Here is a 24,902-nt window from a genome sequence, read left to right as displayed (position 1 = left end):
AATGGATTTTCGTTATGGTATCCATACGATTGAATTATTCCACAGGCTGTCCAAAAAGAGCTTTAACAAGGTGTTTCAGCACCTGAAAAGCCTGAATTTCGGCAAACTCTACCCGGACGCGACATATCATTCTGACAAAGGCATCGAGAAGTATATCTGTACCTCGTACTGCGGTCATGGTGTTATACTTTATCTGTACAAGCAGAAGCGCAGCAAGAACAAAACAAGCAAAAATATCACCTGTTCTATCCGTTTCCGACTCAATCCGCACACTTTGCTGCACGGAAAATATTCACCCAAGGAGGTATTCCACGCGGAAGAAAAACAGCTCAACTCGCTCGACAAGGAAATGACCAAGCTGCTGCATAAAATCGGTCTGAACTGCAATTTTGAGCAGCTGACACTTTCGCGCATTGACTGCTGTCTGGACTACTTCCCCAACTCGCAGGACTGGGTTGACGAGGCGTTGCGTGTCATTCGCCGCAGTCCGTACATGAAGCAGTACAAGCTGTGTACATTCGGCAAAGAATTCCCCAATCACAAGGAAAAGAACGTGCATTCGTGGCGTATTTGCTGCAAGACGACCACATTGACGGTCTATGACAAGACATTTCAGCTGATGGAGGAGGACTTGCTGGAACAGTATGACGCGCCGATGCTTCGGTTCGAGGTGTCCCGCTCGGGAGCGAAGTTCAAGCGCGGCCTGTCTGAGCAGGTTAATGGCAGCAACAAGGAAATCCTGAAAACCGTGATAAATGAGTCGGAGAAAACCATTCACTCATATAAAGAATTACAACGCTATTCCGAAAAGTACAAAATTCCACCGGAACAAGACCAATGCGGCAGCTATGGCTTCCAGAAAGTTAAGTTCTGCAAGCTGCATAACTTCATTTACAAGGAGCAGAAAAATAGCAAATTCTCTTCCGCTCCGTACTGTTCATTTTACGTTTCCCCTCGTGAGATGTATATGCTGCTACCGAATTTAGTTATATTTTTATGCTATTTGCGTAAATGCCGAAATATATTTCTGTATGGTATGGAATGCACGAGGTTCATTACAGTCAATATCACACCTATATGCGTGCAAAATCGCCTCCCTCGCAAGCAGTTTCGATTACTTTTCATCATGCCTACGTGCAAACATAAAGGTGTCAAATACGGCCCATGATGTAGTCTCGCAGGAAGTGTGTGCGCGCGGCGCCGGGAGCAAGACTGCTGCCTAACCTTTTATAACACATAGCTGCCACTATCGCGCACGCCGAGAATATTCAAATGGTTTTCGTCCATTTCCGCGGTATTCCCTCCTCAAGATCATCTGACATTTTCCGCCCGAATATGCTATACTGAAGATACTACAAGCAAAAGAGGAAAAGAGTTATGCAAATTCAGCAGCTTACCTACTTTGTCGCCATTGCGGAGCAGGGCAGCATCAACAAGGCCGCGGAGAAGCTGTTCGTCACGCAGCCGAACCTGAGCAAGGCCATCAGCAATCTGGAAAACGAGCTCAAGGTGCGTATTTTCAACCGCACGAACAAGGGTGTCGTGCTGACTGACGAGGGAAAAAAGCTCTACCAGTACGCGCGCACGATCATTAACCAGATGGAGCTCATTCAGGGCTTATCGGAGAAAGAACACGCACCGGTGCTGTCTATTGCCTCCTATCCAATCATCACAATGGGGCGTCTGATGGCGAAGTTCTACAACGATTACCACGATAACCGCGTGGCGCTCAAGCTGGTGGAAAACCGTCTGCAGCAGGTGATCGAGAGCGTGGAGCACGGCGAAGCAGAGATTGGCTTTGTGATGAGCAACAACGTGCAGGTGAAGGAGCTCAAGCACATGCTGAAGTTCAAAAACATTCAATTCCACGCGCTGGGCACGGACACCTGGTACGCAAACCTCGGTCCGAACCATCCGCTGTATCATGCGTCTGAGGTGACGATGGAGCAGCTCCTGCCCCATCCGTTCGTCCGCCTTCCGGACGATTATTTCTCCAATCTGAGCTTTTATCTGGAGATCGACGGCGTGCGTCTCGAGCAGTTCAAGCGTGTTGTTTACGTCAACGACAGCGCGGCCATCCTGTCGCTGCTGCGCTCGACCGATGTGGTTCGCCTCGGTCCGGGACTGAGCGCGCCGGACTTCGCGGAGTACGGCATCCGCACCATTCCAATCCGAAACTGTCAAGTACAGATCAATGTAGGCTGGATTCAGCGCAGCCGAGAAATGCTGAGCACAGAAGCACAGGCATTTGTGAAGATGCTGGAGGAGCTTTACCCGAAAAAAGCGAAATAAGACGTTTCGAGGGTTATAACGGGATATTCCGTTTTGTTATGACTGGGTTATAACAAAAGCAGAATGGACAAAAAACTGCAGAATGATATACTGAATAGTGTCAAAGCAAGGGCGCTGTGATTTAGTCACAGCGCCTATTCTTTTGTCTGTTTTTCATGAAAAGCGGGCGTGAAACTGTACAGGAATACTATTCCGTTTCGGTTATAACGTCACTATAACTTTTATGATTTGGACAGGCATAACAAATTTATGATACGGTATAGCCACAGAAAGGAATGAGGCTTATGACACCGATCAGCGCACTTGCGATTCTATTCTGCATCTACGCAGTCAGCGATCTGATTGCGCAGAAGACCAAAGCAATATTCTCCACGGTGCTCAGCATTGCAATCCTGCTGCTTGCAGGCTTCTGGAGCGGCATCCTGCCGCGCACACTGATCGACGATGCGCAGATCACCGGGTTCGGCAACATCATTGCCGGTCTGCTCATCGTGTCGCTCGGCACGACGATCGACTTCGCGGAGCTGCGTCGGCAGTGGAAGGTAGTCGTCACCGCGCTGTGCGGCGTGTGCGGCGCAGTTGCAGCAATCGTACTGATTGGACGACCGTTCATTGGCAGCGAGATGGCGATCGCCGGTGCACCGATCTTCGCAGGCGGCAGCGCGGCAACGCTCATCATGACGAGCACGCTCAAGGAGATGAACCTCACGACGGCGGCGACGTTCTGCATCGTGCTTTACGTGACGCAGAAGTTCATCGGCGTACCGATCGCGTCCCTTCTGCTGCGGCGCACCGCAAAGCTCATCCGCGATGACGCGGTGCTCGTGGAGCAGTACAGCACTTTACAGGAGGAAAACGACGCGACGCATCACGGTCCGCTGCATCTGCCGAAATGCTGCGAGCGTCCTTCGATGTATTTCGCCAAGCTGGCAGTCGTTGCGGTCATCGCATACTATGCGTCCAAGCTGACCGGCGGTGCGGTTCACTACTTCGTCATGTGCCTTATCATGGGCGCGGTGTTCTTCGCACTGGGTTTCCTCGATAAAAACATCCTCGGAAAAACGCAGGCCTCCAGCCTGATCACGTTTTTCGTCACCATTCTGATCTTTTCCAATCTGGCGCAGACCACGCCGAATCAGGTGCTGTCCGTTCTGCCTGCGCTGCTGACCGCAGCGGCCTGCGGCGTTTTCGGAACCATGGCGGCCGCGCTGCTGTGCGCTAAGCTGCTGCACATACCGGTCAGCCTTGCGGCGGCCTACGGCATCAGCTGCACGTTCGGCTTCCCGACCACCATGCTCATTCCGCAGGAGGTCTCCGAGGCGTTCGGACGAAACGAGAAGGAAAAGAAAGCGATTTTGAATTTCCTGCTGCCGAAAATGCTGACGGCAGGCTTCGTCACCGTTACCATCGTGTCCGTACTCATTGCAGGCGCGGCGGTGAAGATGCTGTGAACTGAGCCCCGGCACAACGGGCTTTCAATAGAGGAGGTATACGAAAATGGAGCAAATTTACACGCAGATCCGCCAGTACATCGACGAGAACCGACAGCCGATGCTGAATCTTTGGCGCGAGCTGGTGAACACGGAGAGCGGCACGACGCAAATCGACGGCGTGAACGCGGTTTGCAGCATCCTGCGCCGCGAGATGGAGAACGCCGGCATCCACACCCGTGTCCGCGCCATTCAGAACTCCGGTGACATGCTCATCGGCGAATGGAACCCCGGCAGCTCTAAAGCGCCGCTTCTGCTCATCGGCCACATGGACACCGTGTTCAAGGAGGGCGCGGCGAAGGAAAATCCGTTCCGCGTAGACGAGAACGGCATGGCGCACGGCCCCGGCGTGCTGGATATGAAGGCCGGTCTGGTCATGGCACTGTACACGGTCAAGGCGCTTGACAGCGTGGACTGGAAGGAACGCCCGATCAAGTTCATCTTCGCAAGCGACGAGGAAAACCTGCATATGCGTTCGGACGCGAAGGAGATCTTCGCAGAAGAGGCGGCAGGCGCGCTCGCGGCGTTCAACTTCGAGACCGGCTACATGGACAACCGCTTCGTGGTCGGCCGCAAGGGCGGCGGCCCGGTCAGCATCAAGATTCACGGCAGAGCATCCCACTCGGGCATTGCGCCGGAGAAGGGCCGCTCGGCGGTGCTCGAGGCAGCGCACAAGATCGTCGAGATCGAGTCGCAAAACGACATCATGCGCGGCAGGCTGATGAACTGCGGCATGGTGGACGGCGGCATCGGTGAGAACACCATCCCCGACTCGTGCGAGGTGCGCATCGGCATCCGTTTCCCGAATGCAGAGGTGCGCGATGAGATTTTTGAAATTCTGCACCGCGCGACCGAGCATAATTCAGTGCCGGATACTACGGCGGAGCTCGATCTGAGCCGCGTCATGCAGTGCATGGACACAACCGATGGCGTGATGGCGCTGTTCCGTCATTTGCAGCGCACCGCGCAGGACTGCGGCTTCGGTGAGATCGACTGCTTCCAGGTCGGCGGTCTGTCGGACTCCGGCATCACGGTAGCGTGCGGCGTGCCGACGGTATGCGGCATGGGCGTGCGCGGCGAGGGCAATCACACCCCGAACGAATATGCGGAAGTAGAATCGCTGTTTCAGCGCAGCGTGCTTGCGGCGTGCGCAGCGTATACGCTGAACGACGATTTTGCAAAGGCTGCCGAATAAGCGGCGGCGCAAAAGGGATAAGGAGGTATAAACTCATGGCAAACAAAGAGAAACAGGCAGAAAACAAGGAAAAGATCGGTATCGGCGCATGGCTGGCACTGATCGTCCTCATTCTCGTGCTCTCCGGTGCGTTCCGCACGGCGGAAGGACCGATCAAGGTGCTTGACTTTACTAATCTGGCAGGCTCGTTCGGACAGATCGGCGACACAGGCGCGAACCTCATCGGCAAGGGCGGCACCGGCGCGAAAGACGGCTTCATGGCAGGCTTCAATCTGATTCCGGCGGTCATGTTCTTCTGCGGCCTGCTCGGTGTATTCGAGCAGCTCGGCGCATTCAAGGCGTCGGATATCCTGTTTCGTCCCCTGCTCCGTCCGCTGCTCGGCATCCCGGGCAAGTGCGGCATCGCATTCATCTCGAGCTTTACCGGTTCGGACGTTGCGGCCGTCATGACCCGTGAGCTGTACGAGGACGGCGAGATTACGGACGACGAGCGCACGATTTTCGTAGCGTATCAGTACGCAGGCTCGGCGTGCATCAACAACACCATCACCGGCGGCGCACCGCTCGTGGCGATCTGCCCGGTGGCACTCGGTCCGTGCATCGTCATCATGTTCGTCTGCAAGCTGATCGGCGCAAACATCGTCCGCCTGATTCTGCGTGCAAAGCGCGGCAAGGCATAAGGAGGTAACGGAAATGAGCAATCAGGCAACCAATACAGCGGCTGCGGCCGCACCCGCAAAGGCAAAGAAACCTTCAATCGTAGATACCTTCCTCAAGGGCTGCGCAAAGGGCTTCAAGGTCGGCATTGAAAATATCACCCCTGCGATGATCCTCGGCTATGTACTGGTGTACATTCTGAAGGAGACCGGTCTGATGGACATTCTCGGCACGGTCATGTCGCCGGTCATGGGACTGTTCGGTCTGCCGGGCGAGGCTTTCGCGGTTCTGATCTCGGCGTTCTTCGCCAAGGCCTCCGGCTGTGCGACCGCCGCTTCCATGTATGAGGCAGGCGCTCTGACGCTCGGTCAGGCCTCCATGATGCTCCCGGCATGTATCCTGATGGGCACGCTCATCGGACACTATGCGCGCATCGTGCTCGTAACCGACACGAACAAGAAGTGGCATCCGCTGCTCATCGCCGTCTGCCTGCTTGACGCGGCTATCAGCCTTGTCATCATGCGCGTCATTCTGGCGGCAATGGGCGTTCAGTAAAAGGAGGCCGAGCATATGCTTTCTAAGTTATCGCGTCGGCGCGGCCTTCAGCTCGAAGCGCTCGGCAGCGTGCTGATCTGCACGGTCATGCTGGCCGATCGGTTTCTGTTTACCTTGCAGGTCGGCTTTGTCCTCACCACAGCCATCATTTCCGCCGTGCTGCTGACGATCGGCATCCGCGTGGTCAAGCGGCACGACGAGAAAAATCAGAACTGATCCTTCGGGCGTTCCTGATACCCCAACCGCCCGAATTCACCCCTCTTTTGGAAAAGGCCTGCGCTGTCAGGCCTTTTCTGTTTCTCCCCCATTTTGCACAGCAGCGATCTGGTCAGCTACACGATTTCAGACCGTCCGGTACTGAGACCATGCTGAACGAGGCATTTGCAAAAATAAAAAATCCCCGATCAAACCGCAAGGTCAGCAAGTTCGGCTGACCTTGGGTTAAACCGAGGATTTTTTTGATTCTGCTTACTTTTTCGCCTTGCTGCCGACCAGATAGCACACAGCGGCAACGATCATGCCGTTGATGGATGCGATCCCCCACGGGACCAGATTTGCCACCACAGCGCCCAGCACAACGCCGAAAACTGCAAACCAGTTGACGTTTTCGGTCACTTCAACGTCCTTGTACTTTTCACGGTCCATGAAGAAGCTCATCACCAGAATGATGCCGACCGGCGGCAGCGTACAGTTGAGGATATTCAGCCAGCCGGTGAAATTCCAGTACAGCCAGACCGCAAGCACGGTGCCGATAATACCGGAAACCAGCACCATCGGCTTCTTTCTCTGGCCGAAAATGTTCGCCAGACCCAGACCCGCCGAGTACAGTGCATTATCGTTCGTGGTCCAGATGTTGAGACCGAGGACCAGAATCGCCAGATAGAACAGGCCGAGGTTGATCATAACCTCAAAAATGTCATTGCCGCCGACGTAGACCGACGAAATACCGCCGAAGAAAAACATCAGCGAGTTGCCGATAAAGAACGCGATAACGGTCGTGATCGCACCAACCTTGCCGTTCCGGGCAAAGCGGGAGAAATTCGGCGTTGCCGTGCCGCCGGAGACAAACGAGCCGATAACCAGACCGGCGCCGCCGACAACGGTCAGCGTACCGCTGGACTTGGCAAACTGATCAATCAGCGTACCGTTGCCCTGTTTAACCGCCATCACCATGGCAACCGTACCCAGGATTGCAACCAGCGGAACCGCAATATAGCTGATGAGCGTCAGCGATTTGATGCCGAAATACGCCGAGGCCGTCATGCACACACCCGCAATGATAACGAGCACCCATTCAGCCGCTGTGCTGCCGCCGAGCAGCTCATTTGCAACCGGAATGGCAAACATGGCGATACCGACGCCGAACCAGCCGATCTGCGTAAACGAGATCATCGCGCTCGGCAGGTACGAGCCTTTTACACCGAAGGCTTTGCGTGCCAGCAGGTCAAGGCTCATGCCGGTTTCCGCGCCGACATAACCGAGCAGACCGGTGTACAGGCTCAGGATCAGGCCGCCGATGATCATGGAGATGATAAAGCCGCTGAAATCCAGTCCGTCCGCCAGCTCCTTGCCGACCCACATGCTGGCCGAGAAGAAGGTGAAACCCAGCATGATCATGAACATAGTTACGATGCCGCGGCGCGCATAATGCGGCACAGCCGCTTCCGCAAAGTCGATATCGACCGATGTGTTGTCATTTTTCATAGATTCTTATCCCCTTTTTGTGGCAATACCGCATAATTGAACAAGAGCGATTTGCGAGCAAATTTTGCATCCTGATTAGGCGCGGCTTTGCGGTAATACTTGCTGTATTACCGTGAAATCGTAACGACAGCAGGGTATAAAATTTCCGCAAAGCGCCGCAGCTTTCATTGTGTGGTGTTGCCTTATTTATTAAAGAATGTACTTTTTGAGCGTCGTGGTGAACTCGTCAATGCGCTGATGCGCGATCTCCTCCAGCGTTACGTCCTTCAGGCTCTCGACAAAGCCGCGCTCCTGCTGATACAGCCAGCGCGTCAGCTTTGCGTCCAGCTTTTCATAGTGGCAGTCCTTCAGCCAGTCCTCATAGGAAATCGGCAGCGCATGACCCAGTTTTTCCTCCAGCAGCGCCTGCTTGTCGATCTTGTCGGCACGTGCGAGAATGCCGTTCCAGAATTCCAGCACCTCTTCAATGTGCTCGTGGATTTCGTAACGGCGTGCACCGCCATCGTAGATCGTGCACTTCTCAAACAGCGGATTCTGCATGGAAAGCGTCTGACGGCGGAACTCCGGCGCCACAATGCCGCCCTTCCAGTAAAAGTCGATGAGCGCACGGTTTATGCCGGAAACGCCCTTGTCGCCTTCCTCGTAGCAGCTGAAAACGCCCTCGTAGTACACGGTGATGAAGCCCTCAAAGTCCGGCCAGTAGGTGCGGATTTCTTTAGTCAGCTTTTCGAGAATCTCAATGCCCTGGGTACCGCCGATGGTAAACAGCAGAATGTTGCGCAGCTTGGCGCCTTGCTTGCGGTAATAGTCGGTGACATAGCGCAGGCACTGCACAAGCGTCTCGCCCGAGGCGATGATATCGCCGATCATCAGCGTGCTGTTGGGCACCATGGTCAGCTTGCAGTATTTGATATCGAGTGACATCTCATCATTCTCGCCAAACACGCGCTCACTGGACATAAAACTGATGTCATGCACGCGGATATGCTCCTTGTAGCAGCTTTCCTCGAGCGGGTAGTTGAGTGCGCCGCGCAGAATGGACAGAATGTTCGCCGAAGTGATCTTTTTCTGCTCCTTGAGGTAGTACATCATCTGCGAGGTAGCCGTCACGAGCGACGCATACACCTCGTAGCCGACAACCTCCGGATGGTTCATCAGCTTGCGGGTCTCTGCCTCCGAGACGATGTAGTATTCATTGACAAAGCTGCCGCCCGCCAGACGGTAGCAGTCCACACCCTGATCGCTGAATTCCGGTACGATATGGACGTCATTCCAATTTTCGATCATATCAGTTTCCTCCCTAAAAAAAGGGACCGACTGCCATTCTTGCTGGCAGAAGGTCCTTGGTTTTCATCGTTTTCCTATTGGATTCAACGGAACGCCGCATGTTCTGTTTTTACACAGCATATCCGTCCATCCCCTCTTTTTCGACTTCATTTTACTGAATTTATTATACGGGAGAAACCATACTGTTGTCAACAGCTTTGCAAGCCTCAGGCCGGATTTCTTACTTATAATCCGCATTCAGAAACAGCGGCTTGATCGTAGAAATCTCGGCGTATTCCTCCTGCGAGACCTGCATATCCGCATTCATGGTCTGCAGGTCGGCCTTGACGACCTCGAGCGCCTCCATGACGTTCAGCGCATGTCCTTCCGCAATGGCCTGCTGCATGCGGCGCAGCACGATCGGGTGCGCGTACCGTGCGGGCAGCGGAAATGCCGGAAACCGATCAATATAGTTCTGCATCTGTGCCCGCGCCTGCTTATCCCCGCGCAGAACAGCCGCATTGTTGTTGCGTGCCGTCGGCAGCAGGCGCCATCCGCCAAACAGGAAAGCTGCCGCCAGCAAGCACAGCAGCAGGTATCCGCCGGAGAACCCGCGGCACACGAGCGACACTACGCCGTAAATCAGCGCCGCCGTCCCGAGCACCATGATCGCTGCAGCCGCCCACCGATATCCTGCACTCCTGCTCTGGTAGTTGCGCCGCCGTTTAGCTGCACGACTGAGCCGCTTGTACAGCTCAGGCTTGCGCTCGAGATACGCGATCGCATTCTCCAGCTCCTCAATCTCCCGCTCGGCGCGGATGCTGAGCGGCGGTCGTCGGCGTTCTTCCGCCCTCCGGCGCTCGCACTCGACCTCGAGTTCTGCCTCCTCTTCCTCGCTGACGCACGGAATCTCCGGATGCATCTTGTGCAGCACGCGCAGCAGCTCGTCGATCTGATCCTCGTACTTGAAACAGCACACTTGCTGCAGACCATTATCGTACTCCACAAGCAGACAGGCTCTGCCTGCAAGCACACCTCGGACACCGCCGGTGCCTTCTTCTATAAACTTAAATGCCCGCGTAATGGCGGAAAACGGCACATAATAATGCCGGTCAATAAAATAACTGTTCAAATATAATGCCCGGCGGCCAACACCGCACGGACCGATCCGGCGGCAGTGCTGCTTATCGCGGACGAGCGAAGCGTCATCGAGCATGGTTCTGCTGAGCGGACGCGGTTTAAAAATCATATTCATCACCTGTAAATATTGTAACACAAAAGCATAGATTCAGCCACCCGATCCCATAAGAAATCCTGCTGCATCGGTTCTTTATGAAAACCGACAAATTCTCTCTTTCAGACAAACCGATTTTGGCACACTATCCAAAATCATAGTATTCCTATTGACAATATGTTATTCAAGTCTATACTTCCAACTACCGAAACCCGATAGGATTTATATGAATTGAAAGGAGAACCTGTCATGAGCCGAATGTACTGTATGAATCGCTGCTGTATGTGTATGCACCGCTGCTCGTGTATGCGTTCCCTTGTGACCTGGCGAATGTGCGAATAACGCGCATATACCATCCTGGCGGAAGGCATACGTCTTCTGCCTTTTTTATCGAAAGGAGTTCTCCCTTGTGAAGCATTTTGTCAAATCACTGCCAGTTCTCTCCATTCTGCTGGCGCTCGCCTGCGATATTCTGCTGCCGGATTCCGCGCAGCATCCTGCCGCAGAACATCCCTATTTTACATGGGCGCTGCTCATCGGACTGGCCGTGTATGTGATTGCCCTGCTGATATCGCTCGGCAACACCAAGGTGCGCGATAAGCTGTCGTACAGCGCACTGTTCTATGCAGGAGCGGTTCTGGTGCTGAACATCCTCAACCTGCTGACCGCCAAGTTTGCGATTCTGCCGGTGCTGTACTTTCCCTCGCTCGACCGCGTGTTCGACGTTCTCGTCGAGGACAGTGCGTTCCTCGCGACCTGCCTTGCATACTCGTGTTCTTCGGCTGGCTCGGCGGTGCAATCGTCGGCATGCTGACCGGCATTGGTATCGGCTTCAACAAGACCTTCGCCTACTGGGTACAGCCGCTCGTCCGCGTGCTCGGCCCGATCCCATCCACCGCGTGGATCCCGCTCGTGCTCATCGCATTCCCGACTGCGGTTTCCGCCAGTGCCTTTCTGATTGCGCTGGCTGTGTGGTTCCCGACTACCGTGCTCACCAGCAGCGGCATCGCTTCCATCCCCAACTCGTACTTTGAGGTCTCCTCGACGCTTGGCGCGGGCAGCTTCTACCGCATTGCCAAGGTCGGCATTCCGGCGGCTATGCCGCATATGTTCCTCGGCCTGTTCAACGGCACCTGCTCGTCGTTCATCACGCTGGTCACCGCCGAAATGCTCGGCGCCAAGTACGGCATCGGCTGGTACATCAACTGGCAGAAGGAAATGATGGCATATGCCAACGTATATGCCGGACTGATCATCATTGCAGTCACCTTCTTCATTCTCATCACGCTGCTGTTCAAATTCCGCGACCGCGTGCTCGCATGGCAGAAAGGAGTTATCAAATGGTAGGAAGTATTTCGATTTCGGGTGTATCCAAGCATTTTGTCAATCCCACAGGAGAGCGTATTACCGCTCTCGACAATGTTTCGCTCGATATTCCCGCCGGTTCGTTCGTGTCGCTCATCGGACCGTCCGGCTGCGGCAAGAGTACGCTCCTGCGCCTTATCTCCGGTCTGATTCCGATGGACGACGGCAGCCTGACGCTAGACAGCACACATATCAACGCCCCCGGTGCAGACCGCGGCTTCATGTTCCAGGAGCACACGCTGTTCCCATGGCTGTCGATTTACGATAACATCGCGTTCGGCCTGCGCGCCCGCGGCATCTACAAGCAGGAAAAGGACCGCGTAGACGAATTTATCGAGATGGTTGGCCTCAGGGGCTTCGAGCATTCGTATCCGCACCAGCTTTCCGGCGGTATGTGCCAGCGCGCCTCTCTCGCAAGAGCACTCGTTGGCAAGCCCAAGGTGCTCCTGCTCGATGAGCCGCTCGGTGCACTCGATGCCTTCACCCGCATGAACATGCAGGACGAGATCCTGCGCATCTGGAAGGAAACCGGCATGACCGCCATCATGGTAACGCATGATGTGGATGAGGCCGTGTATCTTTCGGATAAGGTGGTCGTTATGACACCCCGACCGGGACGCATCACCGGCACGTTGGATATCAAGTTGGCCCGCCCAAGAGCACGCAGCTCGGAGGATTTTCTTCACTACCGTGCGGAGATCCTTCGTCAGCTCCATTACGGCGGCACAATCAAAGAGCCTAACTACTATATTTAAAATCGCATTAAAGAACATGCGTTCATTATTATTACTTTTATTATATATTTTCCTTGAAAGGACAGAAAACCATGAAAAAGAACGGTATTTTATTTCGAGCGGCAAGCGGACTTCTCGCAGCTGCACTGACACTCTCGCTTACCGCCTGCGGCGGCTCGAGCAGCAATTCGGACGCTTCTGCGGCAGCAGATTCCGCCGATTCCGGCGCAACCCACCTGCGTTTTGCCTACCACGGCAATCTCTGCGGCGCGCCGATCTACATGGCGATCGAGAACGGTTACTTCGCGGATGAAAACATTGAACTCGAGCAGGTAACGGTCGATGCGGCTCACGTTGGCGAAGCCATCGGCGCAGATCAAGTCGATGTCGGCATGGAGCTGCTCGGCAAAATGCTTCAGCCCATCGAGAACGGCCTGCCCATCAAGTTCACCACCGGCGTACACACCGGCTGCCAGAAGCTGCTCGTCCCGGGCGATTCCGACATTAAGGCGGTCGCTGACCTCAAGGGCAAGAACATTGGCGTTCCGGGTCTGGCAGATGCAGGTACGCTCATCACCAAGCGTTCTCTCAATGCTGAGGGCATCGACATTTCCGATGGCAGCAGCGAAGTAACGTTCACCGTATTCTCCCGCAACGACCTTGCACAGGCGCTGCAGAACAAGGCTGTTGACGCCATCGTGCTCGGTGACCCGCAGGCCGCTGTTGCTCAGGAGCAGTATGGCCTGACCGCACTCATCGACACCGCTACCGATCCCACCTACAAGGACGAATACTGCTGTGATGCTTTCGTAACAAGCAAGCTGGCTGAGGAAAATCCGGAAGCTGCTGCAGCATTTACCCGTGCCGTACAGAAGGGCGCACAGTGGGTAGAGGAGCATCCGGAGAAAACCGCGAAGATCATCGTTGATAAGAAGTACACCGCCGGCGATGCAGACCTGCTCGCTGCCATCCTCGAAACCTACAACTACAAGCCCTCCGTTCAGGGCGGCTACGACGCACTCAAGCTGGGTGCAGAGCAGCTGACCGAAATCGGTATCCTCAAGGAAGGCACCGACGCGACCAAGTTCGCAGACAATGCATATATCTTCTTCGATGATGTTCCGGATGCACCGGAGAGCGACACTTCCACCGATACCGCCACCGAATCCGCAAAGGGCGCCTCTGCCAGCTTCCAGCCGGCAGCAGCAGCCGAGGAGGGGGACTGCTGCGGTGGCGGTGCTGCGACCAAGCCGGCACAGAACACCAAGGCATAACATCGGGCTTACAAGGAGGAAAGGATTATGTCGGAACTGAAATGCACACACAGCTGCTCGGACTGCAGCAGACTCGGCTGCCGTTCGGCCAGCGAGGAGCAGTACCCGCCGTTCTGCCTGACGACGAACGTAGATAAGGCACTGCTCGAGGAAACACTTGAAATCTACCGCAACGACCCGGAACAGGGTCTGATTGCACGCACCTCCGCGTGCATTGAAGGCGAGTTTTACGGCCGCCTGACCCGTGTTGAGGAAACCATCGAGTTCATCAAGCGCATGGGCTACAAAAAGATCGGCATCGCGTCCTGCGTTGGTCTGATGCGGGAGGCCTCTATCTTCGCCCGTATTCTCAAGGCAAAGGGCATCGAATATTTCACGGTCGGCTGCAAGGTCGGTGCACAAGACAAGACCGAGATTGGCGTGCCGAACGAGAAAAAGCTCAACGGCGGCTGCGGACACGAGTCCATGTGCAACCCGATCATGCAGGCCAAGACGCTTGCCGCACATGGCTGCGATTTTAACATCGTGATCGGTCTGTGTGTCGGACATGATACCCTGTTTCTGCGCCACAGTAAGGTTCCGACAACGGTTATGATCGTCAAGGACCGGGTACTGCAGCACAATCCGGTGGCGGCACTGTACGGCGCACAGTCCATGTATTCGCGGTTTAAGGATTTGGGATTGTAAATTCAGCAAACCGGCTGCAATCCGACACCGTCCGAACTGCATCCCTGCGTTTTTACCCTTTGAGCTTCATCATCATCTCTCTTTCGCCGTTTTGAATGATTGCAAAAATCCTCCTGCCTTCTTTCTGAAGACAGGAGGATTTTTCAGCTTAACCGTAACATCGGGCATAGCCGAGGCGTCTCATCTGTTTTTCTCTTTGCCGAGCGTTGAATACAGCACACCGAACACGATAAGCACCGCACCGGCAATAAAGCCGACCGTCATGTGCTCGTTCAGCAGAAGGACACCGAGCACCATCGAGGTGAGCGGCTGAATCGGGTAAAACAGAGAACAGGTGCTCGCCTCTGCACGGGAGAGACAGTAATTCCACAGCGAATGCGGAATGGTCGTGCAGAAAATCGCCACATAAAGCAGCACAAGGATGTACTTCGCGTGCAGGAAGTCCATCTCCGGGTGGGTGATGATCTCGCGGAGCATCAGCGGCAGCGTGCCGATAGCGGCAACGTAAATACCGTAAGTCGTGACGGTCAGCGCATCATACTTCTGCGAGAATGAGCGCATGAACACGCTCAACGCACTCCACGTCAGCACCGAACCGAGTGAAAGCGCTATGCCGAGGATATGACCGCCGCCGGCGTCTCCGCCGACGATGCAGACCGCACCGGCAACCGCGCTGACAATGCAGACGACCTTCTTCATCGTCATGCGCTCATGCAGCAGCAGCACCGCAAAGAAGCAGATGGCGATCGGGTTCATGCAGTTGATGAGCGATGCCAGCGATGCTCCCGCCAGCTTGGTGCCGTACTGCTGCAGACCGATGGACAGCACATAGCCGCCCAGACCGAACATGATAACGTATTTCCAGTCGCCGCCCTTGATCCTGCGCGGCTTGCCGTTCGGGTCGGGTTTACGCAGGCGCTGCAGGATGGTCATGGCGATGGCCGCGATGATGTAGCGCAGGCACAGCAGCGTGAACGGCTGAATCACATCGAGCAGTACCTTGCTTGCCGTGTACAGGCTGCCCCATAAAATCGTGGTCAGCGCAAGCAACAGGCAGGTTGTTTTATCGTTCTTTTGTTGTTGCACAGTTTGTCAACTCCCCTTTTGTGCATTATGCTTTTATTATAGCACTACTTTGGCAGATTGAACATAGGATGATATGAATTTTTAGTGATATTGCATTATGCTACTCCCGCACGTTCTCTTCACTCTGAATCAACCGCACGATATGAAAAAAAGAGGACCCAAAGGTCCTCTTTCACCCAGTTTAGTAAACGTACTCGAACTCGAACTCTCCGATCACGACCGGAGCGCCCTCCTCGATGCCCATTTCCTCCAGCTTGGCGTAAATGCCTGCAGACTGGAGCATACGATCCATATACTGGCGGGATTCATAGTCGTCGATGTTGACCGAGCCCATAATCTTGTCCACCCATGCACCGGTGACAACGTATGCGTCGCCGTCGCGCTCGATGGTCCAGTCGTTCTCGGTTGCGGCCTTCTCCTCGACCTCGACGAACTCCGGCTCGTAGATGAATACCGGCGGCAGCTGCTGCAGCTCATGCCACGTCAGGTTCATCAGCTCCTTGACGCCCTGATTGGTCGCCGCGGACAGCTCCGCAAACAGGAAGCCGCGCTCCTCTGCGTACTTGCGGATCTTCTCGACCGGCTCACGGTTATCGCCCAGCAGGTCGGTCTTGTTGGCAACAATGATCTGCGGACGCGCTGCCAGAAATTCGCTGTAGCCGGCAAGCTCTGCGTTGATCTTCTCAATGTCGTCGATCGGGTCGCGGCCCTCGCTGCCTGCCGCGTCAACCAGATGCAGCAGCAGACGACAGCGGTCAATGTGCCGCAGGAAGTCGTGGCCCAGACCTGCACCCTCGCTTGCGCCCTCGATAATGCCCGGAATGTCGGCCATGACGAAGTTCTGCTCCTCACCGACCGAAACCACGCCGAGGTTCGGCACCAGAGTCGTGAAGTGGTAGTTTGCAATCTTCGGACGCGCCGCAGAAACCATGCTCAGCAGCGTGGACTTGCCGACATTCGGGAAGCCGACCAGACCAACATCGGCCAGCAGCTTGAGCTCGAGGATAATGTCGCGCTCGACACCCGGCAGACCCGGCTTGGCAAAACGCGGCGCCTGACGCGTCGGCGTTGCAAAATGCGTGTTGCCCCAGCCGCCGTTGCCGCCCTTGGCTGCTACAAACGACTCGCTGTCGGACATATCCTTCATTACCTGACCGGTTTTCTGGTCGCGGATGATCGTGCCGCGCGGTACGCGAATGATCAGGTCCGCACCGTCCTTGCCCTTGCAGCGCTTGCCGCCGCCCGGCTCACCGGGAGCCGCAACATACTTTTTCTTGTAACGGAAATCGAGCAGCGTGGACAGATTGTCGTCCACCTTGAAGATGACCGAGCCGCCGCGGCCGCCGTCGCCGCCGTCCGGACCGCCGGCCGCCACATACTTTTCGCGGTGAAAACCAACCTTGCCGTCACCGCCCTTGCCGGATACAATCTTGATTTTTGCAATATCAATAAACATGGTAGTCCTCCTTTCTACACATGATGAAAACAGTGTCTTCGGCACTATTTTCCCCTCTATAACCAATAAAATCCCAGACAACGTCTGGGACAATAAAATACCAGTTTGCTTGCAAACTGCAACCACATGACAGGATTTCATTCAGAAATCCGAGTCATCGGCCCGCCCGCAGGCGAATTGCGCCTCCGGCGCAATCATCCAATCGCGGCACTCCGTGCCGCAACAAAACGTCCAGCTTTGCCGGATGTTTTGTTACCCCGACCCAGCCGCATTGTGCGGCGCCGTTGGGGTATCAAATTTCGGTTTCGCAAGGAACCGGAATTTGAATATAGGGGGCTTTTGAAGCCCCCTATACGCAACGCTATAATTACTGCGGGTAAACGGAAACCTGCTTGCGGTCCTTACCCAGACGCTCGAAGCGAACAACGCCCTCAACCTTTGCGAACAGGGTGTCGTCCTTACCGCGGCCAACATTCACACCCGGGTGGATCTTGGTGCCGCGCTGGCGAACCAGGATGTTGCCTGCCGGTACGGTCTGACCGTCTGCACGCTTTACACCCAGTCGCTTGGACTCGGAATCACGACCGTTCTTGGTCGAACCAACGCCCTTTTTATGAGCGAAAAACTGTAAGCTAATCTTCAGCATCTGCTTGCACCTCCATTACGTTCAAGAAATCAGAATAGTTTTGTTCCAGTTCGGAAAAATGCAGCTTCAGAGCACAAAGTGCATCCTGTCCGCGTTCTACATTGCCTTTCGGCAGCGTAAAGCGGATATGCGCTCCGTCATCCTCGATGAGAGTATCGACCGGAATATGCTGTACATCATACAGCAACGCATGCGTCAGCATAACCGCACTGGAGATCGCTGCGCAAACGATGTCTTCCCCTTCCTCCGCATAGCCTGCGTGGCCGAGAATATCCACCGCGAGGATTTTATCCTCCTGCAGCGAAAAAGTGACTTTGGTCACGGTCTTACGCCTTGATGGACGCGATGGTCACCTTGGTGTACGGCTGACGATGACCCTGACGACGGCGATAACCCTTCTTCGGCTTCATCTTGAAGATGTTGATCTTCTTGCCCTTGCCGGTCTTCTCAACCGTGCCGGTTACAACCGCGCCGGAAACGTACGGAGCGCCTACGGTGATGGAATCACCCTCGCCTACTACCAGAACCTCGTCAAAGGATACGGTAGCACCGTCCTCTACGCCGAGCTTCTCAACGTAGATTACGTCGCCCTCGGATACCTTGTACTGCTTGCCGCCAGTTTTCAGAATGGCATACATGTGTTTTCCCTCTCTTTCGTTGTAGAGTCACGCTTGGCACGGCGGTGCATCGTTTGATACACACTTACAAAAGCCTATGCACAATGCGGCTTTTAATAGCATATCACAAGAGGCACGAACTGTCAAGTCCATGCCTCTGATTTTTTTAATTTTTCCGCAGATTATGCGTTTGCATCCGCAGATGCGGAGGAAGCGCTGCTGTCAGACGAATTGTCGGACGCACTGCTGTCGCCCGAACTGTCAGAGCTGTTATCCGAGCTTCTGCCGGAAGCCGTGGTATTGCTGCTGTTATTGAAGAACGAAGCAACAAAGTCATAGAAGCCGGACGGAATCGTGCTCGTCGAGCCGGTTGCGCTGCGGTCGGTGCTGACAAAGCCGGTGTCGCCCTCTGCAAGACCGATCACGCGGTCGGTGAACAGCACATAGTACTGGCAGATCGGTGCATCGCCGGTGGAGGCAGCATAGCCGGAAGCGTCATCGCGGTACTCGCCCAGCTTGTCCTGCAGATAGCCCTTCGGAACGCTGATGTAGCGAAGCTGCGAGCCGGTGCTCTGTACTACATAAACGCCGTCGTTCAGCATCGGGATCAGGTCCACGATGCTGTTGGTCTCTGCGGTCTTAGCCGCAGGAAGCGTTGCGGTGATGCTGCTCTGCAGGGTCTGATTCTCCTGCGTCAGCGCACCAATCTGTGCGGACAGATTGTCCTTATCCTTATTCAGTGTTTCGATCTGCGAGTTCAGGTCCGCAATTTTACTGCCGCGGGACTTGAACAGTCCGCCGAAGATGATCGTCAGCAAAAGCAGTACCAGCACGGCAATGCAGAGCACCATGCGGTAATTCAGCTTGACCGATGCTCTGCGCATCGGCTTGCCTTTGCCCATACGCATGCCGGAACGCACCGGACGTGCCGGCTGACGTCTGCCTGTGCGTGCGGGACGCTCACTGCGGTCGAGGCTGCTCGAGCGCTCACTGTGGTCCGAGGCACTTTCGAACCGGCTGAAGTCCGGCTCAAAGCGGTCGAATCTGTCGAAGCGGTCGTTCTGATCGTTCTGATCCATCATTAATTCTCCTGCCTTTCAGCTGCGCTTACTTGGACGGATTTTCGATGACCTGAACCTCACCGTTGGAGTGGCCGACGATCATGCGCTTGCACATGTTGAGGAACAGACCATGCTCCAGCACGCCGAGCATGCCGGTCAGCTTGGAGTAAACGTCCTGAATGTCAAAGCCTGCGCCGAGGTGCAGATCCGCGATGAAGTTGCCGTTATCGGTAACGAAGGTCTTGCCGTCGCGTACACGCAGAACCGGATTCCAGCCGTAAGCTGCCATGCGCTCCATCGCCTGCTTGGAGCCGTACTGTGCGATCTCAACCGGCAGATGGAAAGCGCCGATCTTGTCTACCAACTTGGACTCGTCCATGATCCAGATAACTTCCTTCGCCATGGATGCAACGACCTTCTCGCGGTACAGCGCGCCGCCGCCGCCCTTGATGGCGTTGAACTGCGGGTCGATCTCATCTACGCCGTCGATTGCCAGATCAACATGATCCAGCTCGTCGATGGTCAGCAGCGGGATACCCAGCTCACGCGCCTGCGCCTCGGTAGCCTTGGAGGTCGGGATCGCCTGAATCTTCAGGCCGTTCTTTACCATCTCGCCTACTGCATTTACCATGTGGTACGCAGTGGAACCAGTGCCCAGACCAACAACCATGCCGTCCTTTACATACTCTGCCGCCTTATCGCCGGCAAGCTTCTTCATATCCATTATATTCGTCCTCCCCTGACGTGATAAACCGTATGTTGCGGTTAACTCATTAGCTTTATTATAGAATGAATCCGGACAAAGGTCAATCTTTTCTAATTTACAAAATAAAAACAATCCCGCCGAAATTTGGTGGGATTGCAAAAGCAGTCGATTTCTGTTATACTTGTCGTTAAGAAAGGTGCTGCCGCGCCTGCGGTAGGCGGTTAAGTCTTGCCCCTGTAAAGGGGGTGGTTTTATGGAATATCTCGTAATTCTTGTAGTGATACTTGTACTTATTGAGCGTATTTTAGGACCAAAGAAGAAATAACCGCCTCTCACTCCCAATGATTGCGGTTATTTCTTCCGTTTTCTTTAGGGGCTGACCGTCTACCGGCAGCACCTTTCGTTATCTTTAGTATACCCGCCCGCACCCGGATTGTCAACCCGGATACGGACGTTTTTTATTTACCGGATGCCGTTCTGCAGCTTTGCCGCCTTGAGCGTATTCTTCATCAGCATGGTGATGGTCATCGGACCGGCACCGCCCGGAACCGGCGTCATGTAAGAGGCCTTTTCCATAACCTCCGGCGCCACATCGCCGCAGACCTTGCCCTCGGCGTTGCGGTTGATGCCAACGTCAATCACCACTGCGCCCTCCTTGACCATATCCGACGTAATAAAGCCTGCCTTGCCGACAGCGGCTACCAGAATATCCGCACGGCGGCACACCTCTGCAAGATCCTGCGTGCGGCTGTGGCAGATGGTAACCGTACCATGACGGTGCAGCAGCAGCATGCTCATCGGCTTGCCAACGATATTCGAGCGGCCGACTACGACGCACTCCTTGCCCTTCGGGTCGATCTTGTACTCGTCGAGCAGCTCCATGACACCCGCGGGCGTGCACGGCACGAAATCAAAATTGCCAACCATGATCTTGCCGACATTGACCGGATGGAACGCGTCCACGTCCTTCTTCGGGTCAATGGCGTCGATGACCGCCTGCTCGGAAATATGCTTCGGCACCGGCATCTGGCACAGGATGCCCGAAATTGCCGGGCTCTCGTTGAGCTGCGCGATCAGACCAAGCAGCTCCTCCTGTGTGGTCTCCTCGGGCAGCGCATACTTCTCGCTGTAAAAACCGCACTGCTCACACGCGCGCTCCTTATTGCGGACGTAAATCTCGCTCGCCGGATCGTTGCCGACGATAATAACCGCCAGACCCGGCGTTACACCCTGCTTTTTCAGTTCTTCGGTCTCTGCCAGAATACTGCCGCGCACCTTCGCGGACAGTGCCTTGCCGTCCATTCTTACTGCACTCATATTGTCGTTCTCCTTTATCGTGAAATGTTATTCGCCTTTTTTCTCGTCCGCCTTGTCCTGCTCCGGCGCGTAGAATGCCTTCTCGACCTTGATGCGGTTATACTGCCGTACCAGCACAGCAATCGCCGCAATGCAGCTTATACCGGCCAGCAGCTGCGATACGCGCACCGGGCCGAGATACAGGCTGTCCGTCCGCAGGCCCTCAATCCACGCACGGCCCAGACCGTACCACGCTACATACAGCAGCGCCATTTCGCCCTTAAACTTGCGCTTCTTCGAGTAGAAATGCAGTGCAATAAAGCCCACCAGATTCCACAGCGACTCATACAGGAAGGTCGGATGCACCGGAGAGGCGCCGTCAATGCTCATGCCCCACGGCAGAGAGGTTGCACCGCCATGTGCCTCACCGTTGACAAAGTTGCCCCATCTTCCGATGCACTGACCAATCAGCAGACCGAACGCCGCCAGATCGCACAGGCTGGCAAACGACAGTTTCTTCATTCTGCTGTACACCGCCAGTGCAATCACAACACCGATGACCGCACCGTAAATTGCGATGCCGCCCTTCCAGATGGCGATGATCTCATTCGGATGCTGGCTGTAATAGCCCCATTCAAATGCCACATAGTAAATACGGGCGCAGATGATGCCGACCGGCACACAGATGATCAGGCAGTCCATCAGATTGTCCGACGTAACGCCGAACTCCTTCGTCCGCCGATTGACATACAGCGCCGCCAGCACAAAGCCCAGGCAGATAATAATGCCATACCAGTAAATATCCTTGCCGAACAGATTGACGGCGACACGGTTGATGTCAAGGTTCAGGCCGAGCGCCGGAAATGAAATTGCGTGTTCCATGATCTTTCTTCTTTCTATCGTTACTTCGGCTCTACCACCGACATGGTCGAGCGGTTCGGCTGTGCCCAGCGGCGGAACATTTCCTGCACATCCTCCGCATGAATGGTGTCAAACAGCCCGGCAAAATCCAGATAATGCTCGCCCGCAAAAACAGAAGCGATCTCCTGCCGTGCATACAGATCGGGCACATCCAGCATACGCAAACGCATGCCGTACAGCGCGTTCTTCATGCGGCGGAACAGCCTCGGCTCGATGCCCTCCTGCGCCAGCCGTGCAGTCTCCCGCTCGAGTGCTTCGCGCACGGCCGCAGGATCTCGGCTCTCGCCGCCGAGGATCGCGCATGCGCCATCCGGAATAAGCGAGTAATCCACATCAAAATCGCGTCCGAGCAGCCGCTTTTCGTACAGCTTTGCATACAGCGGAGAGGTATCGCCGCACAGAATACGCACCGCCAGATCACCGATCAGACTGCGGCGCAGACGGCTTTCTCCGGCCGGAACCGGCTCATCCTTAAAGCCGACCATACACTGCGGCAGCGACACCTGCATTTTGCGCGTCACAACCGGCTGATGGACTTCCGCGCGGCGCTCGCCGTAATGACGCTGACCGATCTCCGGTGCGTCCTGCGGTGAAATCTCCTCTGCCATGCGGCATACCTGCTCAAAGTCCGCTGTGCCGCACACCACGAGCGCCATGTTCTTCGGACTGTAAAACGCACGGTGACAGGTGTACAGCAGCTCCGGTGTAATATGCGAAATGCTCTCCTCGCTGCCCGGAATGGACACACGCACCGGATGATTGCGGTACAGGCCCTCATACGCGCCGACGAACACCTCCCAATTGGGTGTGTCCTCTACCATACGGATCTCCTGATTGATAATGCCGCGTTCCTTCTCCACGTTTTCATCCGTGAAGTACGGCGTGAACACGAATTTAAGCAGAATCTTCAGATTCTCCTCAAACCGGTCGGTGCAGGAAAAGTGATAGGCCGTCATGGTGTGGCTTGTGAAGGCGTTCGGACTTGCACCGGTACGGGCGAATTTCTGCAGTGCATTGCCGTCCTCATCCTCGAACATCTTATGCTCAAGGAAGTGCGCAACGCCCGCCGGTGTGTCATACCGCTTGCCCTCAAAGGTGAACGATGCGTCCACCGAACCGAAATCGGTCGCCAAGATGGCGAAGGTCTTGCTGAAACCCTTCTTGGGCAGATAGCAGATGCGCAGACCATTTGCCAGCGTGCGGGTCTGCATACTCTCGTGCAGAGCGGAATAATTCTTTGTCATTTTGCCGCTCCCTTCATAAAGAATACCGTGTCAAGCGCTGTGCTCTGTGCCGCGGCAATGACCTGCTCGCGCGTGATGTCGGCCACCTGCTCGATACGCACCTCGGGCGATACGAGCGTGCCTGCAGCCGCCTGTCCCATCCAGTAGCGCTCGAGTGTAAGCGGGTCGTCGAGCATGGTGCGCCAGCCGTTGACCAGCGTTTTGCGTGCGCTTTCGAGTTCTGCGTCCGTAATTTCGCCCTTGCGGCACAAATCCAGCTGGTGCAGGATTTCATCACGTGCGACCTCGAAATTTCTGTTCTCGATGCCGGAGCCCACGATCATCAGTCCCTTGGAGGCGACAAACTGCGCACTTGCGTAGTAGCACAGCGACTTTTTCTCGCGTACGTTGAGAAACAGCTTCGCGCTTGTCGAGCCGCCGTAGATGGTCTGGAACATCCAGTACGCCGCCGGTTCTCCGCCGGTCAGTGATGCACCGCCGGTACGGAAGCCGAGCGACAGCTTGCCCTGGGTTACCTCGGCATCCTCAACGACCTCACGAACATCACCGACAGGCCGCGCCTGCACGACCGTGTGCGGCTGATACAGCGTGCCCTCGCGTGGCTGGGCCAGCGGCGTTGCCATGAAGTGCGCTTCCACCTCATCCGGCATCATCGTACCGCAGTAGAACAGCTCCACCTGCGCCTCACTCAGCGCACGGCGATAGGCCGCGTACAACGTTTCCGGCGTAATGCGCTCCGCCTGCTCGATCGTACCGAGCGCGGACTTGCCGTAGTCCTCGTTTTCGCACATGATCTCGTTCAGCCGGCGCGGCGCCCACGAACGCGGATCGTTTTTGAGCGCGGCAATGCGGTCGATCAGATTGCCGCGTTCCCCCTCTGCATAGGCGGTACAGAACAGGCCGTCCTGCAGATACGGGTCATACAGCAGATCACACAGCAGACCGATCACACCGGCGGTCAGACCGTCGGCTCCCGGTGCATAAGCCTCATCAATACAGTCGGACAGAAAGCCAATGCACAGGTTCTCGCCCTCCTTGCGTACTGCGGCTTCGATACGCGCACCGTACAACTCGTCAAGCGCGGTGCCGAACGCCTGCATGTCGTTCAGCCTGGCCGTGCCGCGGCGCAAAACCTGCGGCAGACACGCGCGCAGCGCGGCATCCTCGCCGCCGAGCGGCAGCACCAGCATCGTGCGCAGCACTGCCCGCTTAAACTTCGGTGTGGTCACGCAGGTGAGATTGATTCCCGCACCCAGCGTTTTTCGGGTCACTTGTTGCATAATTTCCCTCGATTCCGGAAAAGTTTGTCTAACGGGTTATATTATACCGTATATGCGGGAGTAACGCAAACGTAGTTTATGTGAAGTTGCGGTGGTTTAACCGCAACGCAGGCTATTCCGGCACCGACCCGCTAGG

General features: G+C 55.5%; 26 protein-coding genes. 12 read left to right on the top strand and 14 right to left on the bottom strand.

The features are described from left to right. Window position 1 precedes the first annotated feature (1 nt). The 7 genes from DW724_RS13055 to DW724_RS13025 all read left to right on the top strand — a co-directional run bounded on the left by DW724_RS13055 (window position 2) and on the right by DW724_RS13025 (window position 6,405). Window positions 2-1,168, top strand: coding sequence for a hypothetical protein (locus tag DW724_RS13055; protein ID WP_118761770.1), 1,167 nt, complete (start codon window positions 2-4; stop codon window positions 1,166-1,168). 209 nt (window positions 1,169-1,377) lie between these two features. After that, window positions 1,378-2,292: a LysR family transcriptional regulator gene (locus DW724_RS13050; RefSeq protein WP_118761769.1), complete on the top strand. Its 915-nt coding sequence runs from the start codon at window positions 1,378-1,380 to the stop codon at window positions 2,290-2,292. A 284-nt stretch (window positions 2,293-2,576) separates the two neighbouring features. Further along, complete coding sequence (locus DW724_RS13045; protein WP_118761768.1) at window positions 2,577-3,743, top strand: hypothetical protein; 1,167 nt, start codon at window positions 2,577-2,579, stop codon at window positions 3,741-3,743. Between the two features lie 46 nt (window positions 3,744-3,789). Continuing rightward, entirely contained in the window at window positions 3,790-4,977 is a 1,188-nt protein-coding gene (locus DW724_RS13040) for a M20/M25/M40 family metallo-hydrolase (RefSeq protein ID WP_118761767.1), read from the top strand. A gap of 35 nt (window positions 4,978-5,012) precedes the next feature. Further along, window positions 5,013-5,657, top strand: a complete 645-nt coding sequence (locus DW724_RS13035) for a nucleoside recognition domain-containing protein (protein WP_118480957.1) — start codon at window positions 5,013-5,015, stop codon at window positions 5,655-5,657. Window positions 5,658-5,670: 13 nt separating this feature from the next. Then, on the top strand, window positions 5,671-6,189 hold the full coding sequence (locus tag DW724_RS13030; protein ID WP_118361021.1) for a nucleoside recognition domain-containing protein: 519 nt from the start codon (window positions 5,671-5,673) through the stop codon (window positions 6,187-6,189). Window positions 6,190-6,204: 15 nt separating this feature from the next. Further along, window positions 6,205-6,405 carry a hypothetical protein gene (locus DW724_RS13025; RefSeq protein ID WP_118761766.1) on the top strand — a complete coding sequence of 67 codons (201 nt, stop codon included), beginning with the start codon at window positions 6,205-6,207 and terminating at the stop codon, window positions 6,403-6,405. Window positions 6,406-6,657: 252 nt separating this feature from the next. Here the strand turns inward: DW724_RS13025 and codB are convergent, their stop codons facing one another. From codB to DW724_RS13010, 3 genes are all read right to left on the bottom strand, one after another. Further along, window positions 6,658-7,893: a cytosine permease gene (gene codB / locus DW724_RS13020; RefSeq protein WP_118761765.1), complete on the bottom strand. Its 1,236-nt coding sequence runs from the start codon at window positions 7,891-7,893 to the stop codon at window positions 6,658-6,660. Window positions 7,894-8,082: 189 nt separating this feature from the next. Beyond that, complete coding sequence (locus tag DW724_RS13015) at window positions 8,083-9,180, bottom strand: hypothetical protein (protein ID WP_227109084.1); 1,098 nt, start codon at window positions 9,178-9,180, stop codon at window positions 8,083-8,085. A gap of 220 nt (window positions 9,181-9,400) precedes the next feature. Further along, a complete protein-coding gene (locus tag DW724_RS13010; protein ID WP_118761764.1) occupies window positions 9,401-10,408 on the bottom strand; it encodes an ATPase P in 1,008 nt (335 codons plus the stop codon). Window positions 10,409-10,802: 394 nt separating this feature from the next. On the opposite strand from DW724_RS13010, the gene DW724_RS16105 reads away from it, so the two are divergent. The 5 genes from DW724_RS16105 to DW724_RS12990 all read left to right on the top strand — a co-directional run bounded on the left by DW724_RS16105 (window position 10,803) and on the right by DW724_RS12990 (window position 14,453). After that, on the top strand, window positions 10,803-11,207 hold the full coding sequence (locus tag DW724_RS16105; protein WP_243105755.1) for a hypothetical protein: 405 nt from the start codon (window positions 10,803-10,805) through the stop codon (window positions 11,205-11,207). Next, on the top strand, window positions 11,165-11,740 hold the full coding sequence (locus DW724_RS16100) for an ABC transporter permease (RefSeq protein WP_243105754.1): 576 nt from the start codon (window positions 11,165-11,167) through the stop codon (window positions 11,738-11,740). The genes DW724_RS16105 and DW724_RS16100 overlap by 43 nt, the downstream gene beginning before the upstream one ends. Next, a complete protein-coding gene (locus DW724_RS13000) occupies window positions 11,734-12,513 on the top strand; it encodes an ABC transporter ATP-binding protein (RefSeq protein WP_118761763.1) in 780 nt (259 codons plus the stop codon). The genes DW724_RS16100 and DW724_RS13000 overlap by 7 nt, the downstream gene beginning before the upstream one ends. Before the next feature lie 71 nt (window positions 12,514-12,584). Further along, window positions 12,585-13,766, top strand: coding sequence for an ABC transporter substrate-binding protein (locus DW724_RS12995; RefSeq protein ID WP_118761762.1), 1,182 nt, complete (start codon window positions 12,585-12,587; stop codon window positions 13,764-13,766). A gap of 27 nt (window positions 13,767-13,793) precedes the next feature. After that, window positions 13,794-14,453 carry a DUF1847 domain-containing protein gene (locus DW724_RS12990; RefSeq protein ID WP_118761761.1) on the top strand — a complete coding sequence of 220 codons (660 nt, stop codon included), beginning with the start codon at window positions 13,794-13,796 and terminating at the stop codon, window positions 14,451-14,453. A gap of 180 nt (window positions 14,454-14,633) precedes the next feature. Here DW724_RS12990 and DW724_RS12985 read toward each other — a convergent pair whose 3' ends face one another. From DW724_RS12985 to yfmF, 11 genes are all read right to left on the bottom strand, one after another. Further along, window positions 14,634-15,539 (bottom strand): DMT family transporter, encoded by a 906-nt coding sequence (locus DW724_RS12985; protein WP_118761760.1) that lies wholly within the window; start codon window positions 15,537-15,539, stop codon window positions 14,634-14,636. A gap of 181 nt (window positions 15,540-15,720) precedes the next feature. Continuing rightward, window positions 15,721-16,995 (bottom strand): GTPase ObgE, encoded by a 1,275-nt coding sequence (gene obgE / locus DW724_RS12980; protein WP_118761759.1) that lies wholly within the window; start codon window positions 16,993-16,995, stop codon window positions 15,721-15,723. Between the two features lie 367 nt (window positions 16,996-17,362). Then, window positions 17,363-17,641 (bottom strand): 50S ribosomal protein L27, encoded by a 279-nt coding sequence (gene rpmA, locus DW724_RS12975; protein ID WP_110436006.1) that lies wholly within the window; start codon window positions 17,639-17,641, stop codon window positions 17,363-17,365. Beyond that, complete coding sequence (locus tag DW724_RS12970; protein WP_118761758.1) at window positions 17,628-17,963, bottom strand: ribosomal-processing cysteine protease Prp; 336 nt, start codon at window positions 17,961-17,963, stop codon at window positions 17,628-17,630. Before DW724_RS12970 ends, rpmA begins: the two co-directional genes overlap by 14 nt. Window positions 17,964-17,967: 4 nt before the next feature. After that, window positions 17,968-18,279: a 50S ribosomal protein L21 gene (gene rplU, locus DW724_RS12965; protein ID WP_117489775.1), complete on the bottom strand. Its 312-nt coding sequence runs from the start codon at window positions 18,277-18,279 to the stop codon at window positions 17,968-17,970. Between the two features lie 161 nt (window positions 18,280-18,440). Continuing rightward, entirely contained in the window at window positions 18,441-19,337 is an 897-nt protein-coding gene (locus DW724_RS12960) for a hypothetical protein (protein ID WP_118761757.1), read from the bottom strand. Between the two features lie 28 nt (window positions 19,338-19,365). Next, window positions 19,366-20,043, bottom strand: a complete 678-nt coding sequence (rpiA, locus tag DW724_RS12955) for a ribose-5-phosphate isomerase RpiA (protein WP_110436003.1) — start codon at window positions 20,041-20,043, stop codon at window positions 19,366-19,368. Between the two features lie 444 nt (window positions 20,044-20,487). Further along, the gene (folD, locus tag DW724_RS12950) at window positions 20,488-21,342 is read right to left on the bottom strand and encodes a bifunctional methylenetetrahydrofolate dehydrogenase/methenyltetrahydrofolate cyclohydrolase FolD (protein WP_118761756.1); all 855 of its coding nucleotides are present in this window, start codon (window positions 21,340-21,342) and stop codon (window positions 20,488-20,490) included. Between the two features lie 27 nt (window positions 21,343-21,369). Beyond that, window positions 21,370-22,203 (bottom strand): prolipoprotein diacylglyceryl transferase, encoded by an 834-nt coding sequence (gene lgt, locus DW724_RS12945; protein WP_118761755.1) that lies wholly within the window; start codon window positions 22,201-22,203, stop codon window positions 21,370-21,372. A gap of 20 nt (window positions 22,204-22,223) precedes the next feature. Next, entirely contained in the window at window positions 22,224-23,486 is a 1,263-nt protein-coding gene (gene yfmH, locus DW724_RS12940; protein ID WP_118761754.1) for an EF-P 5-aminopentanol modification-associated protein YfmH, read from the bottom strand. After that, window positions 23,483-24,766 (bottom strand): EF-P 5-aminopentanol modification-associated protein YfmF, encoded by a 1,284-nt coding sequence (yfmF, locus tag DW724_RS12935; protein WP_118761753.1) that lies wholly within the window; start codon window positions 24,764-24,766, stop codon window positions 23,483-23,485. The genes yfmH and yfmF overlap by 4 nt, the downstream gene beginning before the upstream one ends. Window positions 24,767-24,902: the final 136 nt, after the last annotated feature.

The organism is Butyricicoccus sp. AM27-36 (genome assembly GCF_003480945.1).
Lineage (GTDB): Bacteria > Bacillota > Clostridia > Oscillospirales > Butyricicoccaceae > Agathobaculum > Agathobaculum butyriciproducens.
This window is presented reverse-complemented; position numbering and strand designations above follow the sequence as displayed.

Excerpts from the sequence above, each read along its gene's own strand:
- obgE (WP_118761759.1), bottom strand. The coding sequence starts at position 16,995 with ATGTTTATTGATATTGCAAAAATCAAGATTGTATCCGGCAAGGGCGGT.
- DW724_RS13050 (WP_118761769.1), top strand. The coding sequence starts at position 1,378 with ATGCAAATTCAGCAGCTTACCTACTTTGTCGCCATTGCGGAGCAGGGC.
- folD (WP_118761756.1), bottom strand. The coding sequence starts at position 21,342 with ATGAGTGCAGTAAGAATGGACGGCAAGGCACTGTCCGCGAAGGTGCGC.
- rpmA (WP_110436006.1), bottom strand. The coding sequence starts at position 17,641 with ATGCTGAAGATTAGCTTACAGTTTTTCGCTCATAAAAAGGGCGTTGGT.
- rplU (WP_117489775.1), bottom strand. The coding sequence starts at position 18,279 with ATGTATGCCATTCTGAAAACTGGCGGCAAGCAGTACAAGGTATCCGAG.
- lgt (WP_118761755.1), bottom strand. The coding sequence starts at position 22,203 with ATGGAACACGCAATTTCATTTCCGGCGCTCGGCCTGAACCTTGACATC.
- DW724_RS12995 (WP_118761762.1), top strand. The coding sequence starts at position 12,585 with ATGAAAAAGAACGGTATTTTATTTCGAGCGGCAAGCGGACTTCTCGCA.
- DW724_RS13035 (WP_118480957.1), top strand. The coding sequence starts at position 5,013 with ATGGCAAACAAAGAGAAACAGGCAGAAAACAAGGAAAAGATCGGTATC.
- codB (WP_118761765.1), bottom strand. The coding sequence starts at position 7,893 with ATGAAAAATGACAACACATCGGTCGATATCGACTTTGCGGAAGCGGCT.
- DW724_RS12960 (WP_118761757.1), bottom strand. The coding sequence starts at position 19,337 with ATGGATCAGAACGATCAGAACGACCGCTTCGACAGATTCGACCGCTTT.
- yfmH (WP_118761754.1), bottom strand. The coding sequence starts at position 23,486 with ATGACAAAGAATTATTCCGCTCTGCACGAGAGTATGCAGACCCGCACG.
- DW724_RS13055 (WP_118761770.1), top strand. The coding sequence starts at position 2 with ATGGATTTTCGTTATGGTATCCATACGATTGAATTATTCCACAGGCTG.
- yfmF (WP_118761753.1), bottom strand. The coding sequence starts at position 24,766 with ATGCAACAAGTGACCCGAAAAACGCTGGGTGCGGGAATCAATCTCACC.
- DW724_RS13040 (WP_118761767.1), top strand. The coding sequence starts at position 3,790 with ATGGAGCAAATTTACACGCAGATCCGCCAGTACATCGACGAGAACCGA.
- DW724_RS13030 (WP_118361021.1), top strand. The coding sequence starts at position 5,671 with ATGAGCAATCAGGCAACCAATACAGCGGCTGCGGCCGCACCCGCAAAG.
- DW724_RS13010 (WP_118761764.1), bottom strand. The coding sequence starts at position 10,408 with ATGATTTTTAAACCGCGTCCGCTCAGCAGAACCATGCTCGATGACGCT.
- DW724_RS13025 (WP_118761766.1), top strand. The coding sequence starts at position 6,205 with ATGCTTTCTAAGTTATCGCGTCGGCGCGGCCTTCAGCTCGAAGCGCTC.
- DW724_RS12990 (WP_118761761.1), top strand. The coding sequence starts at position 13,794 with ATGTCGGAACTGAAATGCACACACAGCTGCTCGGACTGCAGCAGACTC.
- DW724_RS13045 (WP_118761768.1), top strand. The coding sequence starts at position 2,577 with ATGACACCGATCAGCGCACTTGCGATTCTATTCTGCATCTACGCAGTC.
- DW724_RS13000 (WP_118761763.1), top strand. The coding sequence starts at position 11,734 with ATGGTAGGAAGTATTTCGATTTCGGGTGTATCCAAGCATTTTGTCAAT.
- rpiA (WP_110436003.1), bottom strand. The coding sequence starts at position 20,043 with ATGGATATGAAGAAGCTTGCCGGCGATAAGGCGGCAGAGTATGTAAAG.
- DW724_RS13015 (WP_227109084.1), bottom strand. The coding sequence starts at position 9,180 with ATGATCGAAAATTGGAATGACGTCCATATCGTACCGGAATTCAGCGAT.